Raw genomic sequence first — 24,926 nt, forward strand, 5'->3', positions numbered from 1 at the left:
CGTTTTTTAAGGCGCCGTACCGAAAGAGGTTCTTAAATGGCAGTCAAGGTAGCCATCAATGGCTTTGGTCGCATTGGTCGTAATGTTCTCCGTGCAATCATTGAATCCGGTCGTACCGACATTGAAGTTGTAGCAATTAACGACCTCGGCCCGGTTGAAACGAACGCACACCTGCTGCAGTTTGACTCCGTACACGGCAAGTTCCCTGCAAAAGTGACCGTAGACGGCGACACAATCGATTGTGGTCGTGGTCCAATCAAAGTAACCGCTATCCGTGATCCTAAAGAATTGCCTTGGGGTGAAATGGGTATCGACGTTGCGTTGGAGTGCACCGGCATCTTCACCGCAAAAGAAAAAGCTTCCCTGCATCTGGAAGCTGGCGCAAAGCGCGTTCTGGTTTCTGCTCCTGCAGCAGGCGCTGACAAAACAATCGTTTACGGCGTAAACCACGACACCCTGACTTCTGAAGATCTGGTTGTTTCCAACGCATCTTGCACCACCAACTGTCTGTCTCCGGTAGCTTATGTTCTGGACAAACTGGTTGGCATCGAAAAAGGCTTCATGACCACCGTTCACTCTTACACCGGTGATCAGCCTACTCTCGACACAATGCACAAGGACCTGTACCGCGGCCGCGCAGCAGCTCTTTCCATGATCCCAACCTCCACAGGTGCTGCTAAGGCTGTTGGCCTGGTTCTGCCTGAGCTGGCTGGTAAACTGGACGGCGTTGCAATCCGCGTACCTACTCCAAACGTTTCTGTTGTTGACCTGACCTTCATCGCGAAGAAAGAAACTTCCGTAGAAGAAATCAACGCAGCAATCAAAGCAGCGGCTGAAGGCGAACTGAAGGGCGTTCTTGGTTACACCGAAGTGCCAAACGTTTCTTGCGACTTCAACCACGACCCACACTCTTCCATCTTCCACATGGACCAGACTAAGGTCATGGAAGGCACAATGGTTCGTATCCTCACCTGGTACGACAACGAGTGGGGCTTCTCCAACCGCATGGCGGACACCGCTGTTGCGATGGCAAAGCTCATCTAATCCTAAAATCTCAGTATTGAGTGATAGAGGCAGCTTTGCAAAGCTGCCTCTGTTCATTGCTCAAGATGCGGATGCTTCAAAATGCGGTTTATAGGTCTTTGGATAGTTCTTTTAGGCTTTCTGGTTGGATGTGCTTCTGCACCTTATGGCACTAAAGGAAACCCCAAGCTTCTTGTCTTCGAAGACGTAGACTATAAACCTGAAGGAGCTCCAATTATTTTCAAGGCTTATCGAGAAGCTGCTGAGACTTGTTGGACCGGGCCGAGTGGAAAATTCCCAGAGTATGTTGTCAATAAAAAGAAGACAAAAGTCAGCGAATACGGGAATTTAGAAATTACTTTTGACTATCGAGACCAGCCAGATAAAGAAGCGCTGACAATCAGAGTCTTTGCCAGTACGCGCCTTGTTCAGGGATGGGGTCCAGAAGTTAAAGGACCACTCGGGAAATATATTGGGAAAATAGGGAAGCGTGTCAGCAATCTGTGTGGTTAGTCGCCAAACAACTATTGCTATATCTTCTTGCCATTTTTCACGCTTGCTCAACCCGATTTTGTGGGTTCCATAGTCCAAGTTACAGCCTCTGGCAGTGTTTTTGATAACTGATCTGATTTCAGATCAAGAGAGAACACAAACATGTCTTTCAAAACTCTTAGCGATGCCGAACTTTCCGGCAAACGTGTTCTGGTCCGCGTAGACCTCAACGTCCCGATGAAGGATGGCATCGTTACCGACGCCACCCGTATTGAGCGTGTCCTGCCAACCATCCGCGAAATCTCCGAGGCTGGCGGCAAAGTCATCCTTCTCGCACACTTTGGCCGTCCAAAAGGCCAGGTCGTTGCAGAGATGAGCCTCGCACCTGTTGCTGGCCCTGTTGCAGACCTGCTTGGCAAACCAGTTGCTTTCGCTAAAGATTGCACCGGTGACGTAGCCAAAGCTGCCGTCGATGCAATGGCTGACGGCGACGTTCTGCTTCTGGAAAACACCCGCTTCTATGCTGGTGAAGAAAAGAACGATCCAGAATTCGCAAAAGCCCTGGCTGCAAACGGCGATCTGTATGTAAACGACGCATTCTCTGCAGCACACCGCGCGCACGGTTCCACCGAAGGCATTGCAAAGCTGCTTCCTGCATTCGCAGGCCGTACCATGCAGGCAGAGCTGGAAGCACTCGGTTCCGCACTTTCCACGCCTGAGCGTCCGGTTCTGGCAGTTGTTGGCGGCGCAAAGGTTTCCTCCAAGATCGACCTGCTCGAAAACCTCGTGTCTAAAGTAGACATCCTGGTTATCGGCGGCGGCATGGCGAACACCTTCCTTGCGGCTAAAGGCGTGAACGTTGGCAAATCCCTGTGCGAGCACGATCTGGCTGACACAGCAATCCGCATCATGGCGGCAGCTGAAAAAGCAAATTGCGAAATCGTTCTGCCAACAGATGCTGTTGTAGCATGGGAATTTGCAGCCAACACCAAGAACGAAACTGTTGCTCTCGATGCAATCCCTGCAGACGCAATGATGCTCGACGTTGGCGCAGCTTCTATCGAAGTTGTGAAAGCGAAAATCGACACCGCAAAGACCCTCGTTTGGAACGGTCCTCTCGGCGCATTCGAAATCGCACCATTCGACAAGGCAACTGTTGCAGCAGCACAGCATGCAGCAGCACGCACCAAAGAAGGCAAGCTGAAAACTGTTGCTGGTGGCGGTGACACCGTTGCAGCCCTCAACCACGCAAAAGCAAGTGAAGACTTCTCTTACATCTCCACTGCTGGCGGCGCATTCCTTGAGTGGCTGGAAGGCAAAGCACTACCTGGCGTTGTTGCTTTGGAAGCATAAGACAGTTAGTTCTTACATTATTATGGATTGAGGGGCCTTTTTGGTCCCTCTTTTCGTTTTATTCTCGCTTTTGCCTAGAATTTGACACAGCCTCTTGAAAAAGAGATCAAGACGCTGTTTAGAACTTATCCCAATGAATGGGCCAGAGGCTTGACGTAGGTTACACTACCGCCATGATCTCTTTTTACTGGAATTTTATCAGGAGCAACCTCAGTGCATCCGCGTCTGTATCTTGTCACACCGCCAACCTTTGACCTCGACGAATTCGAAGGACAACTCAATCAAGCTTTGGAAGGTGGCGACATTGCGAGCCTGCTGATCTCCATGCCGGACGCAAACGAAAGCGACCTGCAGGCGGCTGCAAAGCGTCTGGTGCCACTGGCACAGGCCAAAGAAGTTGCTGTTCTGATTGAAAACAACACCCAAATCATGGGGCGCTCCGGCGCAGATGGCCTGCACGTTTCCGGTTCTGACAAGGATCTGGAAGAAGCCATGCAGTCCTTCTCGGAAGACCGCATCATCGGCCACGCTGGCATCAAAACACGCCACGAAGCAATGACTGTTGCTTCTATGGGCGTCGATTACATGTTCTTCGGCCTGCTTTCACTCAATCAGGAAGAAGAGCCACATCGCAAATCACTGGACTACGGGCACTGGTGGTCTGAAGTGTTCGAAACGCCATGTGTCATCCTGGCGGGCACCTCAGTTTCCTCAGTTGACACCGCAGCCCAAACTGGCGCTGAATTCGTAGCAGTACGTGAAGCTGTCTGGAATCACCCTGAAGGGCCAAAAGCAGCTGTTGAGCAGGCCAATGCAATCCTCTCAACACACACACTGGCGGAAGCTGAGGACTGATATCTTGAAGTTGTCTGGTTCTATCAAACTCGTAACTGTCGCAGCTGTGACCGGTCTGCTCGGCTTACAGGGCATGGCTGTTGCACAAACAACTCCGAGCGGTGGAACCACACCTCAAGGCGCAAGAACTGTTGATCCGTATAATCCAAACGGATCAATCCTGCTGCCCTCTCCTCTTTCAAAAGCACCATTCATTCCGCAGGTTGCTCCAACGCCGGAGACTATAAAAGGCGATCCGGCCTATGGCGCATTCCAGCGCGGGTGGTATCTGACAGCTCTGGCACTGGCAACCCGTCAGGCAGAAGCTGGCATCACCAGCTCCAAGACACTGCTCGGCGTGCTTTACGAATCCGGCAGAGGTGTCCCTCAGGATCTGCCATTGGCCGCAAGCTGGTACGAACTCGCCTCCAATGATGGCGACCCGCAGGCAGCATTGCGCCTCGGCCTGCTCTATCTGGCAGGTGCTGGCACAACAGCTGACAAGGACAAAGCAGCCCAGCAACTGGAAAAAGCTGCTGCTGTCAACATCCCCGAAGCACTCTACAATCTCGCCCTCCTGCATCAGGAAGGCAAAGTCCGCCCGAATGATCCCAAGCAAATCAAAGACCTGCTGGAACGCGCATCAGAAACCGGTGATGCCGACGCTATGCTGGAACTTGGCATCTACTTGAAGGATGGCCCGGAGGAAATCCGCGATCCACTGCGCGCGGCCTTCTGGATGGGCCGTGCTGCCCGCCGCGGACTGGTCCCTGCGCAGATTTACTACGCAACCCTGCTGTTCAAAGGCGAAGGTCTTGTCCCGAATGAGACTGAAGCGGCAGACTGGTTTGAGCGTGCAGCAACCAAAGGCAATCCAATCGCCATGAACCGCCTCGCCCGCATCTACGCCAATGGCCGTGGGCGACCGGTTGATCTGATTGAAGCCTCTGCCTGGCAGTTCCACGCAGGCCGTCAGGGTATTCTGGACAGTGAGTTGGAAGCGATTTCCAATTCGCTTTCTCTGGAACAGCAAGAGCAAGCCAGCAAACGCGCGGCAGAAATTGGAATAAAAATCGGCGCCTCTCCAGTTCTCCAGCCAGCTCGCTAACGCTTAACCGCAATCCTCTTGATGAAAAACCGATGAGTTTTTATGTAAAATTATCTCCAGTCGAAGTATAGAAGGACAGGTAGACTCCAACACACACCACCGTCAACTTACCAACACCCAGCTTCGCGCAACGTCAGGCAATTAAAATACTCCGGTACTTTAATCGCAAAAGAAAACCCATGAAGCAAATAAGTATATTCATCAGTCGCTTGGCGCTAGCCTTAGGAATTGGTGTAATTTCATTTCTGACATTTGGAGAAATGGTCAGAACTGGCTTACTTGATATTGGCGCTACCACCGCAATAGCTGGGCTGGGCAAGGTGGCGACTTTCGTTCTCAGCGTCGTCTTTGTTGAACAGATTACCAAACGCAGAAGCGATAAAAAGCCTTAAGGTTGTCCGCACGAACCTTGTGGATATGCACCGGAATGTAGGTTCACGGTGAGCATCCGCTCTTTTTCCTTGAAAATCGCGCGAAATTATGTTGCACAGACCTCCAGACAGGCTGCGATCCTAGGCCCAGCGCCAATCCGTGCCAGCCTTTGCTAAAGCATATCCCTGACAAGGACCAACCGGACCTCAGATCAGGATACGCATGAAAACAAAAGTTAAGAATGTGGCGCGTCAATACAAGTGAACGCGACATACTCTGAACTTATCAAACTGATTGGTAGTTCTATGAAACTCAATGGCAACGAAATTAAGCCGGGCCACGTGCTTATGCACCAGGACACACTTTGGGCTGCGGTTAAAGTTCAGCACGTCAAGCCAGGCAAAGGCGGCGCATTCGCTCAGGTCGAAATGAAAAACCTGCTCGACGGTCGTAAATTGAACGAACGCTTCCGCGCAACTGAGTCCGTTGAGCGTGTTCGCCTTGAGCAGAAAGACTTCCAGTTCCTCTATGAAGAAGGCGACATGCTGGTATTCATGGATAACGAAACATATGAGCAGCTCGAACTCCAGAAGGAATTCGTTGGTGAGCGCGCAGCATTCCTGCAGGACGGCATGACCGTTACTGTTGAACTGCACGAAGAAAAGCCAATCGGCATTTCTCTCCCAACCCACGTCACTCTGGAAATCGTCGAAGCTGACGCAGTTGTAAAAGGCCAGACCCAGTCTTCCTCTTACAAACCAGCAGTTCTGGAAAACGGCGTACGTTGTATGGTGCCTCCATTCATCACCTCTGGTGAGAAGATCATTGTAGACACCGACTCCGTTGAATACGTTCGTCGCGCAGAGAAATAATCTTAAAGCAATAAAGATGAGGCAGCATACGGTTGCCTCATTACCCATTCAGGAACGGTGAATAAAAAATGGCACGTACGGCCCTTCTAAACGTAATGGTTCAGGCTGCGACAAAAGCTGGTCGCTCTCTGGCACGGGACTTCGGCGAAATTGAAAACCTGCAAGTATCCCGCAAGGGCCCAGGTGACTTTGTCTCCCAGGCAGATCACAAAGCAGAAAAAATCGTTCGTGAAGACCTTCAAAAAGCACGCCCGACCTACGGCCTGCTGATGGAAGAATCCGGCGAGATCGAAGGCACAGACGGTCAGCACCGCTGGATCGTTGACCCGCTCGACGGCACAACAAACTTCCTCCATGGCATTCCGATCTTTGGTGTTTCCATCGCTCTGGAACGCGCAGGTCAGATCGTAGCAGCCGTGATCTACAACCCGATCATGGATGAGCTCTATACCGCAGAAAAAGGCGCTGGCGCATTCTGTAATGACCGCCGCCTCCGCGTTGCAGCACGTAAAGACATGACTGACTGCCTGATCGGCACCGGCATTCCATTCATCGGCGTTGGCGACCATGGCCGCGCCCTGAAGGAAATCCGCCACGTGATGGGTGAAGTTGCAGGCATCCGCCGCGCTGGTGCAGCTGCACTGGATCTGGCTTGGGTTGCCTCCGGTCGCCTCGATGCATTCTGGGAAAACGGCCTGCATCCTTGGGACATGGCAGCAGGTGTTCTGCTTGTGCGTGAAGCTGGTGGCTTCGTGTCCGATGCCAACGGCAAAGACGACATGTTCGAAACCCGCTCCATCATCGCAGGCAACGAATTCACACACCTCCAGATGCGTGAACTGCTGGCAAAAGCTAAAGCATAAGGCTTACAGCGCCCAAACCTAAGAATTCCAAAAGGCAGCTTGCTTCGGATCACTCCGGCAAGCTGCCTTTTTTGTTGTTTTCTGGAGCGCGTTCCGTTTGATTGGCTTCAATCAAACGACAACAACTCACCTACATCCGCACCTGAAACTTCTTCGCAAGCACCTTCACAGCGGCATCTTCGCTCAGGCTTGCGATAGCTTGAATTTGTGCAGGCTCATCGAAGAAGCACTTCATCACTGCAATCGCAGGTGATTGATCCCAATGTGCTCTGTCCACATGCGAAATCTCCTGCATGAGCCGCTGATGGAACCGATGCAAAGCAAACTTCGTGCTGTGCTTGGTCAGTGTATCAATCGCATGTCTCTTGATCTCCGCAACAACGGTGCTTCGCCGCGCAGAGCCCCCCTGCCCAGTCGTAATATTGTGCTTCCTTGCATATTTCTGCATGGCTTGCTGATCACCCGCAATCACCTTCTGAAGCTGCTTGCTTTGATAGTGATGCACACCCCACCTGATCAACCGTGTGGCTACAAAGGCCACTGAGCCCAAAACAAACGCCCCACCAATTGCAGCCCCAACCGGTCCAGCCGCAGCAGCAACGCCAGCAGCAGCAACGCCGCCAGTGGCAGTTGCAACAACACCCGCAACGCCACCTACAGTCAGCGCAGCAAACCCAAGCCCGTCAACTGCAGACAAAACAGCCTTACCAATCTTGGTGTTTCGCGCCTTGGACTGATTGTTCGCGATGGTCTTTGTAATCATCGCCAGCTCCGCGTCCCGCGGCTGAGAAACCTTCCGCGAACCGTCCAGACCGGAAACCGGCACCTCCTGCCGCTCAGAGAACAAGCGATGCAGAGCCTGCGCTTTCTTCCCGGTCTGATGATGCTTAAAAGCTCGAATGGCCGTGACACTGGCATCATAAGCCGACAGGCCAACCGCAAGTACACCAACGCCTGCTCCAACAGTGCCGGCAGCATAACCCAACCCAGTCGTAACCAGAGAAACCCCTTCAACATTTGAGGTCAAAGCTCTTTCCGCGATCGCCATGCCGTCAGCAACCATAGCAAGCCCCCACACTTCTGCAGAGAAAATACTCACATGCATCTGTTTGTGGTAGTCATCTCGCATGGCCTTCGCCAGTTCAGCATTTTTACCGTAATTGGCAACAAGCCCGGTCAGTGTTTTATGAGCCCGATCAGCCTCTCGCACTCTCTGCTTAAGTGCGCCCTCAAGATGATCCAGACCACCCTTCAAATGCGCACTGTCAGTGGTGGAACTCTCGCCATAATGCAGCGCCACTTCATTGCGCAAAGTGGTCAGGCACTCAGTCTCTCCAGCGGATCCCATCTCAGTTTTAACGTAGGCGTCCAAAGCAGCACTCGCGCGCGGTGATAAATCAGGAAACACCCCACGCAAGGCGACACCAAGTCCGCCCTGGGAAATCTTACCTGCCTTCACCGCCTGAGCCATAGTATCCAGCAGCGTCAAAGGGGAACCGCCACCTTTTTGCACATCCTTGACCATGCGGGACAACGCAGCCACTTCAGCAATGTCCTTTTGCGCCCCAATAAACTGGGCCCCTTCAGAGTGAAAGGTATCCAGCGCTGCATCTGCGGCTTTCATGCTGGTGTAAGCAGAGCGGGCAGAGATCAGGCTCTGGATCGCCCCCAAAGCGTAATAAAAGCTGGTAAACCCAAAGCGGCCATAGGCAACGCCGTCCGTAATCGGGATTTCACCACGAAAAATCTCCGCACGGCCATTCACAGCACCGTTGATCAGTGGCGTGACATTGTGAGGAAACTTGCCCAGAACATTCCTCACAAGCCCCTCTGTCTGTACGCCCTCAACAGCGGCTCCTCGTGCAGTCACACGGGAGGGATGGTACCCGGCGTCCTTGTCCTGCCCACCCGCAATCTCAGAAAGCTGCTTGGTCCGGACTTCATTCCATTCGCTCTGGCTGGCACGCAGCTGCGACTGCGCCCTGCCACCACCCAACGCCCGATCAAGCGCGGGTTGTCTGTCCTCAATATGGCGCTGCAAATCTTCAACAACTGGACGCAGAACCCGCACAGTCTGCCGGTTCGGCGTCGCGCCTCGTGCAACCCTTTTGAAGTGATCGACCAGAGTTTGTTTGGTCTCAGCCTGTTCAGGGTCAGAGAACGACATAGCCCCCAACTGCTTATGCAGCTCTGCAGCCCGCTCTTTCGTCAGCAAGCTCGGGTCTTTCGCAAAGGCCTGCAGCTCCTGCAGCATCCGGTTCTCAGCACCGACACTCGCAACCTTGTCACCAAACCGGGCCGTCTGGCCCAGATAGTCGCGTTGAACAGGCTGAAGCTTAAGACGTGCATCCAGCAGTGCTCGCTCCATGGAGGAGATACCTTGTCCTGCTTCTGACCGTGCATTTTGCCCGGACACGCCAGAAGCAGGAACACGCCGGGGCTGAAAACTTGCCAGAGAAACCCGGCCTTGCTGTTGAGGCGCCCGCCGCTCATGCCCACCAGCAACAGGCACTGCACAAAGCCGGTAAGGCATCCGAGCAGACTGAGTATTGGACCGCGCCCTTTCCGGCCTAACCCCTGTTTGCTCGGAAGCCTGACTAACATTTGAACTGGCCGTGCTGACCTGCGTTGATATTCCGGTATTCCTCATCGTGGCGTCCCTCCCAAACCACTCAGACCAAAATATGCTCTGAGGACCACTGGCTTTCTGCGTCTCCGGCGTTGACCAGCGAATGGCGCAGCTGCAATGCCTCACCAATAAAGCTCTTCAAAGCCTCCATCAGGTGTTCAACCGGGTCAGTCATTTGCAAAAGGAGGTGTTGCCGCACAGCGTATCGCTGCTGAGCATCGAGTATCAGGCCACAGGAGTTAAGTTGGCCCACACGAGCCAGCAGAGTTTTCAGTTGAGGCATCTCCAGATCATTTTCTGGAAAGACATCAGCTTCCAGCTGCACCTCATAGCGCCGTTCCTGAAACCGCGCCGAAATCAATGTCGTAAGATGATGCTCCTCAGAGTGAAGGGCAACTTGCCCCGCAGTATTCGGCGCCAGAGCAGGCAATTGAAGCCCCGCCGCCAAACCATCAAATAGGTCTTGTAATTCCGTTTCCTGACATCGCTCCAAAATGCTCTCCCAAACAACTGCATGAAGCAAAAGCGAACAGGAGAAGCGTAAAGAAGCACCTAAGCGCCAAGTGTATCGAAGAGCACAACCAAACGACGAAATTGATATTTTATTTCCCTAAAATTGGAATCATTGAAATAAAATAACCTAAACTCGAAAGCCCTGGATCAGCTTGAGCCTCAATCCTGCCTGCAAGCTGATCCAGACGGCCTGCCAGTTAGTTTGGAAACGGCAGTTCTTTGCTGACCTCAAAGACTTTTGCCGTCATGCCTTTTGATTTTAACGAGCTAAGTTCTGCCTGAAACGCCGACATATGTGGCGTTTGGAAGTGCGGAATAAGAGCATCCATACTCTCCCACATCTCATAGATTCTCAGGATATTCGGATTGGTCGCATCCAGAGAAGACTTGTAGGAAATACATCCAGCCTCTTCAGCAGTAGCCGCATCCATCTGCTGAACAGCAGCAAGGTTTTGTTGGATCTGGTTGTCTTCAAACTCAACTTCAACAGTGACAATAATCATAGCTCTATCCTTCTGTTCCAATTTCTGTGCAGCAGCAAAAACATGACCTGGCACCATGCCAGTCACGATGCTTGCAGCCAGTGCCTGCAATATGGCGCGTCTTTCCATTCTCGATGTCCTCGTCAGCTCCAAAGCTTTGCATGTCCATGTAGGAAGCGTTCTTCTGCAAATTACAAAATGACACTTTTCGTATTTTTGTAATTCTTGACAAAATGACATTTTTTGTCAAGATGCAACCATGGAAAATTTGCGAGAGAAGATTCTGGAAGCCGCCGTGCGGGCCTTCATGCGCTTTGGCGTCAACCGCACCCGCATGCACGACATCGCGTCAGAGGCAGGCGTTGCGCGCCAGACAGTCTATTCAAACTACAAGAATAAAAACGAAATCCTGTGCGCCTCCATCAGGCACTTTTCTGACCAGTCTCTGGCAGCCGTGCAAAAAGAATGGTCCGCTCTGGAAACTCTGGAGGACAAGCTAAGTGCCTACTACAAGCACTCCATCATCCCATCCTTCAAGGTCATCACCGCATCTCCTGATGCAAGAGACATGATCGGTGGATTCAATGCAGAAGGCAAAGCGGCCACACTGGAAGCACAAGCAACCAACATCACCGCCTGCGCTGAAATGCTGGCGCACTATAGTTTTCAGGGACACAGCGCTGAGCAACTCGCAGAATATCTGGTGCTTTCCTCACTTGGAATTCGCGATCACGCGCGGGATGAGACCCAACTACTCACCCTCCTGAACACCCAAAAAGCAGGTCTACTAGCACTATTAACCTGAGAAATATTATCCATCAAAATCTAGAGAATTCTCTTGACCTCAAGTCGACTTGAAGTGGCACGGTGCCGCCAACTCCCTCTCAGGAAAGGTAAAACCGTGCACACAACAAGCCTTTTGATCAATGCTGCCCTACTTGGCATTGGCGCAACAATTTTCATGGATCTGGTCGCCTGGGTGCGACTTCGGTTTTTCGCTATTCCCGCCCTGGATTACCGGCTGGTTGGCCGTTGGATGCTAAGCATGTTGCGCGGGCGTTTCCAGCATCAGAACATCATGCAGAGCCCTCCACAGCCGTTTGAACGCTCCATCGGCTGGATCACTCATTACGTCATCGGTGCTGTATTTGCGCTCGTTTTGCTTGCTCTGACCGGACCAAACTGGCTGCAAAATCCAACCATCCTGATGCCGTTCTTAATTGGCCTGCTCTCAGTGGGGTTCCCCTTCTTATTCATGCAGCCAGCATTCGGCTTTGGAGTTGCCGCCTCCAAAACACCAGCCCCAACAATCGCAAGAATAAGAAGTCTTATCGCCCATCTTTCATTTGGGTTAGGCCTTTACCTCACCGGGCTTTGCCTCAGCCTGTTGCTAGTAAAAGGAGCAACATCTTAAAGCGCGTTCCTGAAAAGGGACTCCGGTTTTGGGATAAGAACACGCAAAACAAATAGTTAGAGATTTTTGCTTGAATACATAAAAACGCAACACACTCCAAGACACGAAAAGCAGCAACACCTGCTGCTACTTCTCCTCATCCCGCAGCTGGTCAATCACCGCACGAAATTCACTTATGCCCGGCAAGAAGGCAGAGACCTGCTCAGGTGGAAACCGCTCGGCCAGCTTTTGAAACAGCGGCTCCAGCTGCTGCACAGCATCATCACGAAACTGCCGCCCCTCTGGTGTCAGCCACACCCGCTTGGAGCGCCCGTCATCCGGGTTGGGGCGAAGTTCCACAAAGCCGTGCTTTTCCAACCCGCCCAGCGTATGCGTCATGGTTGTTTTCGCAACCTGAAACGACCGGGCCAGTTCCAGCGGAGTGGCCCCATCAAATCCGCGGCTCAAATGGCTGGTCACCCCGAAATGCGAAACCAGAAGGCCCTTTGGCAGCCGCGCTTCCAAAAACGCAGAGCCGATCTGGTTTATAATCCCCACCTCAACAAACATAGAAAAGTAGGGCGTCAGATCTTGGGAGGGGGTATCGTCAGACATTCGGTACTCGTGTTTCCAAAGGCCAGCGCGGGCTGGGATCAATTTTGGGACCATACCCCAATCGTGCAAGCATTTGAACAGTCTCACCCGGACCGGCTAGCATTTCGTGCACCGCAGAATAATGCTCTGCCATTTCAGAAAACTCCTGCAGCGCCTGACTAACCGGCTGCATAGAAAGGCCCAATCCAGTAGCTGCCAGTTGCAACCTGATCCAGTCATACCCTGCTTTAATCTGATCGACCCGCGAATTGTCCGGACTGGTGACCACCGCATACGCCTGTGTCGCGTTCATCGCATCCCGGATCATATCCCGTCCCTGCTGAAAGCTTGAGCTTGTCTGATCTGCCTGATCTTCGCGGCTCAACATCCCAGCCAGCATCAGGCTCTCCAAAAACGGACCACTCAGCGCAATGCCATCCGGGTTCGCTTCAATCTCGGCCTTACCAAACCGCATCAGATCAACGCTTTCCATCATCACACGTTGCGTTGTCAGCTCAACATCCATCGCGTCCCACGTCAGCCTCCGCAAGGCCGCAACCTCAGCCTTGCCGCTTTTGATCATGGCATAGTCAGCCAAAACCGCCTGCGCTTCTGCTGAAACAGACATATCCTTATAAGCGTTACGGTTGGTATGCCGCTCAAAAACATGCGCAAACAGCGGATCAGGTGTGCCCCCTTTCGCAAAGTAAGCCGTTGCAACCGGCCCATCTTCTCCCAGTGGAAACAGCTCCATCTGCAAATCGTACCCATCTTCCGCAGCAGCCATGCGCAACAATTCCAGAAAACACCCCATGCCAACGGTCAGCTGGCGGTCAAACGGGTCAGTCTCTGGCAGGTTCAACCTCTTGTCACGGTAAATGGCCAGCATGTTACTTCCGCGCAGCTCAGCCACCCACGGCTGACGGTTATGAGGGTTAGGCGCAAGCAAAGCGTAGGACAGCGCTTTCATCCGCGGCTCAGCGTAAGCGCCCGCAGTCTCCCAAGGAGCCAGCGCCCGCGTTGGACGACGTGTCGCCAGAAATGCACCAGCCGAGGCAGTCGCTGCCACAACCACACCACCACCCATAAGGCCAATCATCTTGCGTCTGGAAAGGTTCATCGTTCAACTCCATTTAGTGCGATATCGAACTATAAACACATCACCACACACGAAACAAGTACGATATCGAACTATTATCATTGAACCAATTTTCGTCACCCATCAACTTGCCCACTTCCCACAGCCCCAAAGCCAACAAATTGAGGCTGTGGGTTTGCTCCTCATTCGTTTTCTTAAAGTAGATTGGACCACCAGTGACCGCGACACAGACAAGCATTTGGAACGGGACGACCATGCAAAACACCCATCCAACTCTTCCGGAAGGGACACGCGTTTATGCGACGGGAGACATTCACGGCAGGCTCGACCTGCTGGAAGTCATGGGCAAAGCCATTGAGAGCGACCTGAAAAACCGCCCGATCACGGACCCGGTCTCCATCTTCCTTGGTGATTACATCGACCGCGGCCCGGACAGTCAGGGCGTCATCGATTTCCTTGTCGATCACCACCACCGCACCCCGCGCCAGGTCTGTCTGAAAGGCAATCACGAAGCCTCGCTTCTGGAGTTTCTGCAAGACGCAGGCACGCTCTACCATTGGGAGGATCTGGGCGGCACAGAAACCCTGCTCTCCTACGGCCTTTCCATTCACGATCTCATGGGCTCAGCAGGCGCAGAAAGCGTGCAGACCATCTTCAAGGAAAACCTCTCCAAGCTGCACGAAACTTTCTTCGAATCTCTGCCCCTCCACTACCAGTGCGGAGACTACTTGTTCGTCCACGCAGGCATCCGCCCAGACGTACCGCTGGAAGAACAACGCGCTGAGGAACTCATGTGGATCCGCGGCCCTTTCCTCGACTTTCAAGAGGACTTCGGCGTCTTCGTCGTCCACGGCCACACCCCGGTCGAACACATCGACCGCCGCTCCAACCGGCTTGACGTAGACACCGAAGCCTACGCCTCAGGCCGCCTCACCTGCGCCGTGCTGGAAGGCACCGACATGAAGTTCATCACCGCCACCACCGACGGCTGGGACCTATTCGACTTCATCCCCACCCACAAATAGCCCTCACCCACAACAAAGCACTGGCCAGCGGAAGGATGACAGCTCCGCCGACCAGCAGGGCACCCATTGAGGGCTGAGCAAGGGTGTATATGCGTATCGCCGAAAAGTGGCATCCGGTTTTCGGATAAAGATACGCAAAAGCAAAGCTAAAGCAGTTCAGGTATTTCAACTTAAATGCGAACTGCTTTAGGGCACGCTGCCATCTCACGCAATCGCAGTGCGACGCTGGAACCAGAGCGGTACGATTAAACCTTCAACTGCGCCCCACGGTGTCATCCCGGCCCTCGAGCCGGGACCTATACCCACACGAGCCAAGTTACTTGTGTTTTTGATCCAATCACACAATCCATTTTTACACACGAAGCTTTCTCTACATTGCTCTTTGAGACAATCGTGAAAGAAACAGAAACATGCAAAAAATTACCGCACTGATCACATGCAGCCTTCTCCTGGTTGGATGCAGTGAGACTGCCAAGCAAAATGTTAAATCTTCATTCAGAGACGCAATTTTGGGACCACAACCGGGAATACCCATTCACAATTGTATGATCCGATTGAGGGTGTAAAGCAGCACAAACTGCGCCATTCAGTAAAGTACAATGGTTTGCGCGTACGTTACACATCAGTCAAAGACGAAAAAATTGGGTTGGCAATAAAAGGCGGTCCAGACAATGCTGGAACGCTTGAGAAAGCCGCCAGATTTGCAATCGACAAAGCTTGTAAGGACAAAGGATATACGACTGGTGTAATCCATGCAGCAGATAGCAAGATCCAAACCTACCCGCATGGGCGACCTTACAGACCAGCATTCGATGCAGAAACCGGCAACACGTTCTATACAGGCCGGTGCATGACGTTCCAGTTCTTCGATCAAAAGACGTAAGCAACTTGGAGCTGCGCAGATAAGCCATTGGCAGCTCCCCCTCACTATCATCCCGGGCGCAGACCCAGGACCTATATCCCCAAGCCCCTCGCTTAATGATTGAACCGCAAGTACAAATCATCCCACTTCGGGTTCAGACCCTCAATCGCATCAATTTTCCAAATCCGGCGCCACCGCTTCACTTGCTTCTCCCGGCGTATCGCGTCATTCACATCCCCGAACTGCTCAAAATAAACCAGCTTCGAAACATCATATCTCGCGGTAAAGCGACACCCAACCTTGCTCTTATGCTCATAAACCCGCCGCGCAAGATCATTCGTCACGCCAGTGTATAGCGTCCCGCGCGGCTTACTCGCCAATATGTACATGAAGTAAGACATGGAAGCAGTTTGACCATCACAACACGCCCCCACAATCACCCAAACACACCATCATCATTTGAGGGACCACCTCATAGATCCCGGCTCAATGGCCGGGAAGACACTGGTGTTCGCCGCTGTCAGTAGCCAACCACCAGCCGACACAGAGAGCCCAATAAGGCATCCATCAATAGCACCACTCCACCTCGTCATCCCGCACTTGATGCGGGATCCAAAGCCAAGAACACATGTATCTATCTAACAAAACTGGATACCGGATCAACGCTCTGCTTGTCCGGTATGACGACAGAGGCAGCTCTCACACCACCGCAATCATAGGCATTGCCACTCCAAACTACAAAGTTCTAAAAAGTTCATGTAATTATTATTAAAACGGTAGAGCAAGCCCTTCATCAATTAATGTCGCAGAAACAATTTTGTCGCCAATTTTTGCAATATTTATCTGCATCTCGACAGGCTTTTTGTCCCATTCCCCAGCCTGCAGTTCTTTCTGGCGACTTTGATCTAACGTACCTTGAGGAATCTGGACGAATAACTCATGTCCATCGGCCACGTTCTTGACCTTTACGCGATACCCATAATCAATCCCACCAGATTCAACCGCTAGGATCATGAAATTCCCATCCAATCGGTCATAGGACTTTTCTTTTTTTGCACCTCTCTGAATATCTTTGTATGTTTGGCCGTCAATCAAATATTTATTGTCTACGTACAGTTCATCTGTATCTTTTAGCTTGCGCATCAATTGAGCTTGAGCAGCGATAGTGTCAGCCAGCTGCTCATTTAACTCAGCATTTGTTTTAGCCAAGTTCGCAATAATCTCGTAGCGCTTTGTGTCTTCTTCAGAGACACGAATTTTATAATCAACTTCCTTTTCGGCAGCTTCAGAATTTATGTATGCAACTGTTGCATATGATGTTGCTACAATTGCCGCCACTCCAAGTACAGTTGCCGTGATTTGAGGTCCTGTCATTTTACCAACTGCTTTTCCAGCCATCGTGTTCAGAACTTCTGTGAGATCTGTGTTGAAAATCGAGCTGCCATGTTCCAAGTAAACAATGAGCTCAGTCTTCTCTTTCTCTGCATCACTGAGTTTTCTATCTTTACCATATACAGTTCGCGCATATGCTCGATCGATTGTCCTCTGCAGTCCAGCCAATGGCTGAAACATTCGAGTTGGAATACCACCAGAGAAATCATCCCCTCGAAGCCGAACTTGATAGCGGGGCCAACCAACAAACTGAATATGTTGATCTTGATACCAAGAGCCACTCTCAAGATTTTTTACTGCGTCAAACAAATCATCTTCGCTACAAATCTCAAATACTTCCGGCATAAACCCCAGCCACCTTCAAATATAATACACCTGCACACTACTCAGGTTGTATATAAATTTAAATGCAATTCTTAGGTTTAGCTGGCAGACACGCCGAATGAAACGTCTCGAGCGAACAGCGATACCATTCCTTCCCCCCACCATGACCACATCCCGCCCAAAACACGGCATCAGGGGCGCGAAAATGCGACTTATTTAAAAACTTACGCTTTTCTTGCCCAATCGCAGCGATTTGCGGTTTCCTATTAACCGGAAATCGCGTTATCTAAAGACATCATTAACTTTAAAGCGGGTTCTGCTTGATTGGTCTAACCAGACAAAGAGAAGCCGCTTTGCTTTAGATGTACGCAGGATAATGGCACGCGACTACGATCCCTACAGTCTGTCGAGCCCACAGGTTTACCTGTGGCGCATGATTATTTTTCTGGTTCTGGCAGGCTTCATCGCCTTTGTCCTGATCGGGCAAATCACCGCAGCCTTCATGGCAAACCCCGCATTGAACGGCCTGATCGTAGGCGTCGCAGCACTGGGTATACTTCTGTCTTTCAGGCAGGTCCTGCGAATTTTCCCGGAAGTATCATGGGTTAACGGCTTCCGCCTCGGCGATCCCCGCCTTGAGGTCCGCCGCCCGCCGATCCTTCTGGCGCCAATGGCAACTCTGCTTGGCAACAAAGCAGGCGATATGACCATCTCGCCAACCACCATGCGTTCCATGCTCGATTCCATCGGCATGCGCCTGGATGAATCCCGCGAGATTTCACGTTACCTCACCCGCTTGCTCATCTTCCTCGGTCTGGTCGGTACCTTCTGGGGTCTGATGCAAACCGTGAGCGCCGTAGCAACCACCGTCAGCACGCTGAACGCGGCAGGCGGCGATGCCAACGTGCTGTTTGAAGATCTAGTCTCCGGCATCACCGCACAGATGACCGGCCTCGGCATCGCATTCTCCTCCTCCTTGCTTGGTCTGACCGGTTCCCTCGTTCTGGGCTTCCTCGACCTGCAGGCAGGACAGGCCCAAAACCGCTTCTATCAGGAACTGGAAGACTGGCTCTCCACCCTGACGGATATCGATCCGGACGAACTGGGCAACGGCACATCTGCAGATATGGCTGCGGACCTGCGCATCACGCTCGACAAGCTGCGCAAATCCATGGAAACAAAAGGCGCTGAGCCGGATGAAAATTCCAACGCCGCCATGAGCAAACTGGCAGAAGGCATTCAGGGCCTTGTCCAGCACGTGCGCTCCGAGCAGAAGATGATGCGTGAATGGGCTGAAGCCCAGTCTATGCAACAGCGCCGGATTGAACGCTTCCTGAAAACGCTCACCGCAGAGGTAGAGCGGGAGAAGGACTAAAGCATGGCTGGTGTACGCACACGCAGGTCTCAAAACAACTCAGAGGATTACTGGCCGGGTTTCGTGGACGCCATGTCCGCGCTCCTGCTGGTGTTCATCTTCCTGCTCTCCATCTTCATGATTGCGCAGTTCTTCCTCAGCCAGCAGCTGTCTGGCCGGGATAAGGTGCTCAACCGCCTCAACCAGCAAATCGCAGAGCTCACAGAACTGCTGGCGCTGGAAAAGGCGAGTGTTGGAGATCTGGAATCCACCATCTCCTCCCTGCAACTGGGTCTGGATCAGACTGCTGAAGAACGGGATCGTCTTCAGGGCCTGCTCAACGAGCGCTCCGGCCAGATTGATGAGGCAGGCGGTGCTCTGGCATCCCTGCGCGCAAAGCTGGAAGGCGAACAGCAGATCAGCGATAAGGCTCTGGCACAGGTAGAACTGCTCAACCAGCAGATCAGCGCCCTGCGCCGCCAGATCGCCGTACTGGAAGACGCACTGGACGCCTCAGAAACACGCGACAGAGAAAGCCAGACCCGCATTGCGGACCTTGGCAAGCGGCTCAATGTCGCCCTCGCCCAGCGCGTGCAGGAACTCTCACGCTACCGCTCAGACTTCTTTGGCCGCCTGCGCGAAATCCTCGCCCAGCGCTCTGATATTGAAGTTGTTGGCGACCGCTTTGTGTTCCAGTCCGAGGTGTTGTTCTCCTCCGGTGATGACGAGGTCAACCCACAAGGCAAAAACCAGCTGGATATCCTCGCAAGCGCCATTTTGGAACTTGAGGGACAAATCCCATCAGAGATCAACTGGGTCCTGCGCGTGGACGGCCACACAGATGCCCGCCCCCTCTCCGGCACCGGTCGCCTGCGCGACAACTGGGAACTCTCAGCCGCCCGTGCAATCTCGGTGGTCAAATACCTCATTGCCAGAGGCGTGGAACCTGACCGCCTGGTCGCCGCCGGCTTCGGCGAGTTCCAACCCCTCGAAGAGGGCACCACCAATGAGGCCAACGCCAAAAACCGCCGCATCGAGCTAAAACTCACACAGCGGTAGAGACTGATAAAACTTGATAATGAAGCAGGCGTTTGAGCATCCCTCAAGTGCCTGTTTTCATTCTGGATACCGGATCTCCACTACGCTCCGTCCGGCATGACGGCAGAATGGCTTCAACCAGCAAAACTATAATCTTCTCAAGAGCACAGCATGAAAACGACGTCATCCCTGACTTGATCAAGGATCCAGAACCTTACTTATCCCTCCAAGGCTATCAATAGTACTCTATGCGCCTTCTATCTTCAGTTGCATTATTGTTAGATAAAATAACCCACAATTGAAACAGAAGCTGAGAATGACTAAACTACTCCAAGCCTCGGAGTAGTTTATGCCACTGCAATCTTCTAAATTATATCTGTATGCATTTGTAATATGCGCACCTTGCCTTTTTCTTCTTCCAGCATTTGGATCTGATCATCAAGTTATTACCAGATCCGCTCAGGACGGAAGTCCGAACGCGCAGTATGATCTTGGGTTGATGTATTACCAAGGCTCGGACGTACCTCATGACTATGGCGAAGCGGTCAAGTGGTTACGGCAAGCAGCTGAGCAAGGTCACGCTAAAGCGCAGTTTAGTCTCGCATTTATGTACAGGGAAGGCCTGGGCGTACAGCAGGATTATGTGGAAGCGATCAAGTGGTACCAACTCTCAGCAGACCAGGGCGACGCTGATGCACAGTATTCTCTTGCGTTTATGTACAGGAAAGGCTTGGGCCTACCGCAGGACGATAGCAAGGCGGTGAAGTGGGTCCGCCTTGCTGCTGACCAGGGCCTTACGAATGCGCAGTATTCACTTGCGTTTATGTACAAAGAAGGCCTAGGCGTGCCGCAAGACTATGCCGAAGCAGTCAAGTGGTACCGATTTGCCGCAGACCAGGGAGATGCTGATGCGCAGAGCGCTCTCGGGTATATGTACAGAAAAGGCCTTGGCGTGTCGCAGGATGACAGCGAGGCAGTCAAGTGGTTCCGCCTTGCCGCAGATCAGGGAGATGCTCACGCACAGTATATTCTCGGATTGATTTATGACGAAGGCCTTGGCGTGTCACAGGACTATGGCAAGGCGGTCAAGTGGTACCAACTCGCAGCAGATCAAGGTATTGCTGAAGCTCAGTATTTTCTCGGATCGATGTACAGGAATGGCTTGGGCATACAGCAGGACGATGGCGAAGCGGTCAAGTGGTACCGCCTGGCCGCAGATCAGGGTAATGCTGACGCCCAGATTTTTCTCGGATTGATGTACAGGGGAGGCATGGGCGTACAGCAGGACAATGCGGAAGCGGTCAAGTGGTACCGCCTCGCAGCAGATCAGGGAGATGCTAAAGCTCAATTTTTTCTAGGGTTGATGTACAGGAAAGGCCTTGGCGTGTCACGAGACGATGGCGAAGCGGTCAAGTGGTATCGCCTTGCTGCAAAACAGGGTGATGCAGATGCTCAGTTCAATCTCGGGTTTATGTATAATGAAGGCTTGGGCGTGCAGCAGGACGATGCGGAGGCGGTCAAGTGGTACAGCCTTGCTGCAGATCAGGGAAGTGCTGAAGCTCAGTTCAAACTTGCATTGATGTACAGGGATGGCCGGGGCGTACAGCAGGACAATGCGGAGGCGATCAAGTGGTACCGCCTTGCTGCAGATCAGGGGGGTGCTGAAGCTCAGTTCAATCTTGCATTGATGTACTGGAAAGGCTCGGGCGTGACGAGAGACGATAGCGAAGCGGTCAAGTGGTATCGTCTTGCCGCAGATCAAGGCCGCGCTAACGCCCAGCTTAATCTTGGCTTTATGTACGGGAAGGGCTTGGGCGTACAACAGGACAATGCGGAAGCAGTGAAGTGGTACCGCCTCGCAGCAGATCAGGGCGATGCTGACGCCCAGTATAATCTTGCGCTGATGTACTGGAAAGGCCGGGGCGTGTCACAAGATGATGCGGAAGCGGTGAAATGGTACTACCTTGCTGCAAGTCAGGGTCTTGCTAATGCCCAATATAATCTAGGGTACATGTATTGGAAAGGCTTGGGCGTACAGCAGGACGATAGCGAAGCGGCGAAGTGGTATCGCCTTGCAGCAGATCAGGGCCTGACTAAAGCACGGTTTGGTCTTGTATTGATGTACTTGAAGGCCTGGGTTCAGAATTTATAGCCAGAATATCACAGTAGCCGCGAAAGGACGTCAGCATCTTGAAATTTTATAGATGCTTGCAAGTTCCTCATACCCACGTCACTGCGCTCACGGACACTTTCTTCCCTCAATCCGACTATCACACACCTTCACACCGGACAGATAACGCGCCCACTTCACAATCTCTGCCTTACCCACCTTTGAGCGCCAGGACTTGATGACAAAGTAGGTGCTGTCATTGCCCAGCCAAGCTTTGGTCAGCACTGTCTCACTTTTGGAAGCTGGCGTGGTGGTGCAGCTGGTAAGGAAGAGGCCAAACTCGTAGCCATTCTCACGCCCCTTTCCTGGCAAGCGCTCTTCTTGTGTCTTACAGAAACTCCTATAAACTTACGAGGAACTTAGGAGGACCAGCGAGCGCCATGTCAGCACAAAAGTATATCAAGTTCATGTTCCTATCCGAGTTAGCGATAGCGCATGCTTTTTCAGCTTACCTAAAGGCTCGGCGCACACGGAAGAAAAAACAACCTCAGGTCCGCGAGCCGAATACTAACTGCGAGAATGGCAACGCAACACAGGCAACAAGTAGCAAGCGCGATAGTACGACTAGCATCGATACCGACTTAGATCTGCCTTCTAAACAGATTTAGGGCGCAGTTTTGAACTCGTCGGGTAGTACATATGAGGCTCAGGTTTTAGCGTTGGTTAAAATCGTTGCATTGATGGATGCAGATATTGTGATCCAGATTAAAAACAAACGATCCTTATTACAGCTTTGAAAGCGTAAGCTTCGCTACGAACACACACTCAAGCCAGACAAAATCACAAGCCATATTGAAGTTATAGCATAACCCGTAGCAACGGGAATAACTTCCCCAGTAGCAGTTAGCTGCATTCTACCAGCAAAAACTCAGCCCCCAACCTGTATAGCGCAATCAACACAGCAACGCAGTCAGAACGTAAAAAACGCAAAATAACGCAAAGGTTCACATAGCAGCGCAAACACGAAAAAAGCCGCTCCCCGGCAGGCAGCGGCTTTTCATGTTATCCAACAAAGGCAGGGTAAGCTCTTTTAGAGTTATGCCCCTTCCAAGCGCGTTCCATTTGATTGAGTTCAATCAAATGATAAGAATTCGCTCCAAAGGCGCTCTTAGCGCTCGTCTTCGTCCTCATCGCTGTCACCAGTGGATTTAAAGTTCGCGAACACAGCATCTGCATCCACGGCTTCTTCAACTTCACGGGTCTTCGGCGCAGGTGTCGCAAACGCAGCAGCCATTGCTTCTTCGCTTGTTGTTTCATCAACAGGCAGAAGGGATTGCGGCTCTTCACCTTCAATCGGTTTCGGAGCGTTCTTCGCAGCTTTCTCAACTTCGATGTCCAGCTCAATCTGGGAACACAGCCCCAGAGTAACAGGATCCATCGGATCAAGATGCGCAGAGTTCCAATGCGTTCTCGTACGGATTGCTTCAATCGTCGGCTTGGTTGTGCCAACAAGACGCATGATCTGAGCATCAAGCAGCTCAGGATGGTAACGTACAAGCCACAAAATTGCGTTCGGGCGATCCTGTCGACGCGAAACAGGGGTGTAACGAGGACCTTTGCGCTTGTTCTCAGGAACACGCACTTTGGACTCGAAAATCTGCATACGGTAGCGCGGATCGTTCGACGCTTTTTCAATTTCGTCACGGGTCAGCTGACCTGCCAGAACAGGGTCCATACCCTTGATGCCCTGAGCAGCTTCACCATCAGCGATCGCCTTCACTTCAAGCGGATGCAGCTTACAAAACGCAGCAATCTGATCAAAGCCAAGAGCGGTGTTATCTACCAACCATACGGCTGTTGCCTTTGGCATAAGCGGCGCGTTGGACATTGTATAAATCCCTCCTGAGTGCTCCACAGCCTAATCAAAGGTGGCGAAGCCGAATTCCATAAGAGTTTTTGGGAAACTTGAGCGCACTATACGCTCACATTTTCCCAAAAGCAAACCAGATCAACACGGGCCTCCACCATCTTTAGGAAACCTGTGAGAATTCAAAACCGGCCTATGCACTTTCCCTAGCCAACCTTGAGGATGATCTTTCCGGTATGGCCGGAACCTTCCATCCTGTCATGCGCGGCCTTTACATCGCTGATATCAAAGACCTTATCCAGAACCACCTTGACGCGGCTGGTTTCCAGCAATGGCCAGACCTTCTCACGAAGAGCATCAGCGATCTGACCTTTATACGCGTTGGTCCGTGGCCGCAGTGTTGAACCGGTGTGCGTCAGCCGCTTCATCATTAATCGGCTAAAGTTGACATTTTCCGAAGGTCCATGAAGCGTCGCAATCTGGCAGATACGCCCGTCAACCGCTGCAACAATCCAGTTCTTCTCAACGTAATCACCGCCAACCATATCAAGGATCACTTCAACCCCCTGCTTAGATGTGATGTTACCAATCTCTTTCACAAAATCGGTCGTCCGGTAGTTGATCACATAGTCCGCCCCAAGCTCGCGAACCGCCTGTGCCTTCTCATCAGACCCAACCGTCGTAAACACCTCAGCGCCGAAGGCCTTTGCCAATTGAATGGCTGTTGTCCCAATCCCGGAAGACCCGCCATGAACAAGGAACTTCTCACCAGACTGAAGCCCCAAACGGTCAAACACATTGGACCACACCGTAAAGAAAGTCTCCGGAATGCCGGCAGCTTCCTCCATAGATATCCCCGCAGGCACATGCAGAACATGCGCAGCAGGCGCAACACAATACTGCGCATACCCACCACCCGGCGTCAGCGCACAAACCCGCTCCCCTAAGCTGTGAGAAGCAACACCCTCTCCCAACTCCACAATTTCACCAGAAACTTCCAGCCCCAGCAAAGGAGAAGCCCCGGGAGGTGGCGGATATGCTCCCGTTCGCTGAATGACATCCGGACGATTTACCCCCGCCGCATGAACCTTGATCAGCACCTCGCCGACACCAGGCCTGGGGACTTCAACCTCTGCAATTTCAAGGACTTCCGAACCCCCGACACCGTTCATTACAACGGCTTTCATTTGTGCTGAACGATCATCTATTGTCATAAGCTGCCTCGATTTTTGCAAATAGCGAAACTGCTGCTTGCTCACCTTCTCAATTAGGTAAAGAATAGTAGCCGACAAGTGCCCGTCTACCCCACCAAAGGTGAATTCTCGCT

The 24,926-nt window shown here is 52.2% G+C and carries 25 protein-coding genes; 15 read left to right on the forward strand and 10 right to left on the reverse strand.

Annotated elements, in window-relative coordinates; genetic code table 11:
• Window positions 1-36 precede the first annotated feature (36 nt).
• From gap to DHN43_RS14725, 8 genes are all read left to right on the forward strand, one after another.
• Window positions 37-1,044 (forward strand): type I glyceraldehyde-3-phosphate dehydrogenase, encoded by a 1,008-nt coding sequence (gene gap / locus DHN43_RS14690; protein ID WP_057461993.1) that lies wholly within the window; start codon window positions 37-39, stop codon window positions 1,042-1,044.
• Between the two features lie 81 nt (window positions 1,045-1,125).
• A complete protein-coding gene (locus DHN43_RS14695; RefSeq protein WP_063298477.1) occupies window positions 1,126-1,536 on the forward strand; it encodes a hypothetical protein in 411 nt (136 codons plus the stop codon).
• A gap of 141 nt (window positions 1,537-1,677) precedes the next feature.
• Entirely contained in the window at window positions 1,678-2,868 is a 1,191-nt protein-coding gene (locus tag DHN43_RS14700) for a phosphoglycerate kinase (protein ID WP_108819092.1), read from the forward strand.
• Between the two features lie 213 nt (window positions 2,869-3,081).
• On the forward strand, window positions 3,082-3,723 hold the full coding sequence (locus tag DHN43_RS14705; RefSeq protein ID WP_063291524.1) for a thiamine phosphate synthase: 642 nt from the start codon (window positions 3,082-3,084) through the stop codon (window positions 3,721-3,723).
• A gap of 4 nt (window positions 3,724-3,727) precedes the next feature.
• The gene (locus DHN43_RS14710) at window positions 3,728-4,810 is read left to right on the forward strand and encodes a tetratricopeptide repeat protein (RefSeq protein WP_208995424.1); all 1,083 of its coding nucleotides are present in this window, start codon (window positions 3,728-3,730) and stop codon (window positions 4,808-4,810) included.
• A gap of 179 nt (window positions 4,811-4,989) precedes the next feature.
• Window positions 4,990-5,202, forward strand: coding sequence for a hypothetical protein (locus DHN43_RS27300; protein WP_208980557.1), 213 nt, complete (start codon window positions 4,990-4,992; stop codon window positions 5,200-5,202).
• Between the two features lie 285 nt (window positions 5,203-5,487).
• Entirely contained in the window at window positions 5,488-6,054 is a 567-nt protein-coding gene (gene efp, locus DHN43_RS14720) for an elongation factor P (protein ID WP_057462058.1), read from the forward strand.
• Between the two features lie 68 nt (window positions 6,055-6,122).
• Window positions 6,123-6,917, forward strand: a complete 795-nt coding sequence (locus DHN43_RS14725; RefSeq protein ID WP_057461997.1) for an inositol monophosphatase family protein — start codon at window positions 6,123-6,125, stop codon at window positions 6,915-6,917.
• A 130-nt stretch (window positions 6,918-7,047) separates the two neighbouring features.
• On the opposite strand, the gene DHN43_RS14730 is transcribed toward DHN43_RS14725, so the two are convergent.
• From DHN43_RS14730 to DHN43_RS14740, 3 genes are all read right to left on the reverse strand, one after another.
• Entirely contained in the window at window positions 7,048-9,567 is a 2,520-nt protein-coding gene (locus DHN43_RS14730; protein WP_208995425.1) for a hypothetical protein, read from the reverse strand.
• Window positions 9,568-9,589: 22 nt separating this feature from the next.
• Complete coding sequence (locus DHN43_RS14735) at window positions 9,590-10,039, reverse strand: hypothetical protein (RefSeq protein ID WP_208995426.1); 450 nt, start codon at window positions 10,037-10,039, stop codon at window positions 9,590-9,592.
• 217 nt (window positions 10,040-10,256) lie between these two features.
• Complete coding sequence (locus tag DHN43_RS14740; RefSeq protein ID WP_159096861.1) at window positions 10,257-10,670, reverse strand: putative quinol monooxygenase; 414 nt, start codon at window positions 10,668-10,670, stop codon at window positions 10,257-10,259.
• Window positions 10,671-10,800: 130 nt separating this feature from the next.
• Here DHN43_RS14740 and DHN43_RS14745 point away from each other — a divergent pair, with 130 nt between their 5' ends.
• Window positions 10,801-11,346 (forward strand): TetR/AcrR family transcriptional regulator, encoded by a 546-nt coding sequence (locus DHN43_RS14745; protein WP_108819095.1) that lies wholly within the window; start codon window positions 10,801-10,803, stop codon window positions 11,344-11,346.
• 96 nt (window positions 11,347-11,442) lie between these two features.
• Window positions 11,443-11,955, forward strand: coding sequence for a DUF2938 domain-containing protein (locus DHN43_RS14750; protein WP_108819096.1), 513 nt, complete (start codon window positions 11,443-11,445; stop codon window positions 11,953-11,955).
• A gap of 126 nt (window positions 11,956-12,081) precedes the next feature.
• Here DHN43_RS14750 and DHN43_RS14755 read toward each other — a convergent pair whose 3' ends face one another.
• On the reverse strand, window positions 12,082-12,549 hold the full coding sequence (locus tag DHN43_RS14755) for a MarR family winged helix-turn-helix transcriptional regulator (protein ID WP_063290234.1): 468 nt from the start codon (window positions 12,547-12,549) through the stop codon (window positions 12,082-12,084).
• Complete coding sequence (locus tag DHN43_RS14760) at window positions 12,542-13,648, reverse strand: Acg family FMN-binding oxidoreductase (RefSeq protein ID WP_108819097.1); 1,107 nt, start codon at window positions 13,646-13,648, stop codon at window positions 12,542-12,544. The genes DHN43_RS14755 and DHN43_RS14760 overlap by 8 nt, the downstream gene beginning before the upstream one ends.
• 194 nt (window positions 13,649-13,842) lie before the next feature.
• Here DHN43_RS14760 and DHN43_RS14770 point away from each other — a divergent pair, with 194 nt between their 5' ends.
• Together DHN43_RS14770 and DHN43_RS14775 are read left to right on the forward strand one after the other, a co-directional pair.
• Complete coding sequence (locus tag DHN43_RS14770) at window positions 13,843-14,652, forward strand: metallophosphoesterase family protein (protein WP_244306760.1); 810 nt, start codon at window positions 13,843-13,845, stop codon at window positions 14,650-14,652.
• A 541-nt stretch (window positions 14,653-15,193) separates the two neighbouring features.
• Entirely contained in the window at window positions 15,194-15,535 is a 342-nt protein-coding gene (locus DHN43_RS14775; RefSeq protein WP_108819100.1) for a hypothetical protein, read from the forward strand.
• A 92-nt stretch (window positions 15,536-15,627) separates the two neighbouring features.
• Here DHN43_RS14775 and DHN43_RS14780 read toward each other — a convergent pair whose 3' ends face one another.
• Both DHN43_RS14780 and DHN43_RS14785 read right to left on the reverse strand, forming a co-directional pair.
• Window positions 15,628-15,915, reverse strand: a complete 288-nt coding sequence (locus DHN43_RS14780; RefSeq protein WP_199914812.1) for a GIY-YIG nuclease family protein — start codon at window positions 15,913-15,915, stop codon at window positions 15,628-15,630.
• A gap of 367 nt (window positions 15,916-16,282) precedes the next feature.
• Entirely contained in the window at window positions 16,283-17,251 is a 969-nt protein-coding gene (locus DHN43_RS14785) for a hypothetical protein (RefSeq protein WP_108819101.1), read from the reverse strand.
• A gap of 355 nt (window positions 17,252-17,606) precedes the next feature.
• On the opposite strand from DHN43_RS14785, the gene DHN43_RS14790 reads away from it, so the two are divergent.
• The 3 genes from DHN43_RS14790 to DHN43_RS14800 all read left to right on the forward strand — a co-directional run bounded on the left by DHN43_RS14790 (window position 17,607) and on the right by DHN43_RS14800 (window position 21,774).
• Window positions 17,607-18,605 carry a flagellar motor protein MotA gene (locus DHN43_RS14790; protein ID WP_108819102.1) on the forward strand — a complete coding sequence of 333 codons (999 nt, stop codon included), beginning with the start codon at window positions 17,607-17,609 and terminating at the stop codon, window positions 18,603-18,605.
• A gap of 3 nt (window positions 18,606-18,608) precedes the next feature.
• Window positions 18,609-19,643 (forward strand): peptidoglycan -binding protein, encoded by a 1,035-nt coding sequence (locus DHN43_RS14795; protein WP_057462011.1) that lies wholly within the window; start codon window positions 18,609-18,611, stop codon window positions 19,641-19,643.
• A gap of 328 nt (window positions 19,644-19,971) precedes the next feature.
• Entirely contained in the window at window positions 19,972-21,774 is a 1,803-nt protein-coding gene (locus tag DHN43_RS14800) for a tetratricopeptide repeat protein (RefSeq protein ID WP_108819103.1), read from the forward strand.
• An 87-nt stretch (window positions 21,775-21,861) separates the two neighbouring features.
• Here the strand turns inward: DHN43_RS14800 and DHN43_RS14805 are convergent, their stop codons facing one another.
• The 3 genes from DHN43_RS14805 to DHN43_RS14820 all read right to left on the reverse strand — a co-directional run bounded on the left by DHN43_RS14805 (window position 21,862) and on the right by DHN43_RS14820 (window position 24,813).
• Window positions 21,862-22,104, reverse strand: coding sequence for a hypothetical protein (locus tag DHN43_RS14805; RefSeq protein WP_108819104.1), 243 nt, complete (start codon window positions 22,102-22,104; stop codon window positions 21,862-21,864).
• A gap of 796 nt (window positions 22,105-22,900) precedes the next feature.
• Window positions 22,901-23,620, reverse strand: a complete 720-nt coding sequence (locus DHN43_RS14815; protein WP_093520098.1) for a DUF1013 domain-containing protein — start codon at window positions 23,618-23,620, stop codon at window positions 22,901-22,903.
• 185 nt (window positions 23,621-23,805) lie between these two features.
• A complete protein-coding gene (locus tag DHN43_RS14820) occupies window positions 23,806-24,813 on the reverse strand; it encodes an NAD(P)H-quinone oxidoreductase (protein WP_199914814.1) in 1,008 nt (335 codons plus the stop codon).
• Between the last annotated feature and the right edge of the window lie 113 nt (window positions 24,814-24,926).

This window comes from Pseudovibrio sp. Alg231-02, from assembly GCF_900143565.1.
Lineage (GTDB): Bacteria > Pseudomonadota > Alphaproteobacteria > Rhizobiales > Stappiaceae > Pseudovibrio.

Excerpts from the sequence above, each read along its gene's own strand:
- DHN43_RS14740 (WP_159096861.1), bottom strand. The coding sequence starts at position 10,670 with ATGGAAAGACGCGCCATATTGCAGGCACTGGCTGCAAGCATCGTGACT.
- DHN43_RS14760 (WP_108819097.1), bottom strand. The coding sequence starts at position 13,648 with ATGAACCTTTCCAGACGCAAGATGATTGGCCTTATGGGTGGTGGTGTG.
- DHN43_RS14725 (WP_057461997.1), top strand. The coding sequence starts at position 6,123 with ATGGCACGTACGGCCCTTCTAAACGTAATGGTTCAGGCTGCGACAAAA.
- DHN43_RS14745 (WP_108819095.1), top strand. The coding sequence starts at position 10,801 with ATGGAAAATTTGCGAGAGAAGATTCTGGAAGCCGCCGTGCGGGCCTTC.
- DHN43_RS14730 (WP_208995425.1), bottom strand. The coding sequence starts at position 9,567 with ATGAGGAATACCGGAATATCAACGCAGGTCAGCACGGCCAGTTCAAAT.
- DHN43_RS14785 (WP_108819101.1), bottom strand. The coding sequence starts at position 17,251 with ATGCCGGAAGTATTTGAGATTTGTAGCGAAGATGATTTGTTTGACGCA.
- DHN43_RS14820 (WP_199914814.1), bottom strand. The coding sequence starts at position 24,813 with ATGACAATAGATGATCGTTCAGCACAAATGAAAGCCGTTGTAATGAAC.
- efp (WP_057462058.1), top strand. The coding sequence starts at position 5,488 with ATGAAACTCAATGGCAACGAAATTAAGCCGGGCCACGTGCTTATGCAC.
- DHN43_RS14800 (WP_108819103.1), top strand. The coding sequence starts at position 19,972 with ATGCCACTGCAATCTTCTAAATTATATCTGTATGCATTTGTAATATGC.
- DHN43_RS14780 (WP_199914812.1), bottom strand. The coding sequence starts at position 15,915 with ATGTCTTACTTCATGTACATATTGGCGAGTAAGCCGCGCGGGACGCTA.
- DHN43_RS14695 (WP_063298477.1), top strand. The coding sequence starts at position 1,126 with ATGCGGTTTATAGGTCTTTGGATAGTTCTTTTAGGCTTTCTGGTTGGA.
- DHN43_RS14790 (WP_108819102.1), top strand. The coding sequence starts at position 17,607 with ATGGCACGCGACTACGATCCCTACAGTCTGTCGAGCCCACAGGTTTAC.
- DHN43_RS27300 (WP_208980557.1), top strand. The coding sequence starts at position 4,990 with ATGAAGCAAATAAGTATATTCATCAGTCGCTTGGCGCTAGCCTTAGGA.
- gap (WP_057461993.1), top strand. The coding sequence starts at position 37 with ATGGCAGTCAAGGTAGCCATCAATGGCTTTGGTCGCATTGGTCGTAAT.
- DHN43_RS14815 (WP_093520098.1), bottom strand. The coding sequence starts at position 23,620 with ATGTCCAACGCGCCGCTTATGCCAAAGGCAACAGCCGTATGGTTGGTA.
- DHN43_RS14795 (WP_057462011.1), top strand. The coding sequence starts at position 18,609 with ATGGCTGGTGTACGCACACGCAGGTCTCAAAACAACTCAGAGGATTAC.
- DHN43_RS14755 (WP_063290234.1), bottom strand. The coding sequence starts at position 12,549 with ATGTCTGACGATACCCCCTCCCAAGATCTGACGCCCTACTTTTCTATG.
- DHN43_RS14700 (WP_108819092.1), top strand. The coding sequence starts at position 1,678 with ATGTCTTTCAAAACTCTTAGCGATGCCGAACTTTCCGGCAAACGTGTT.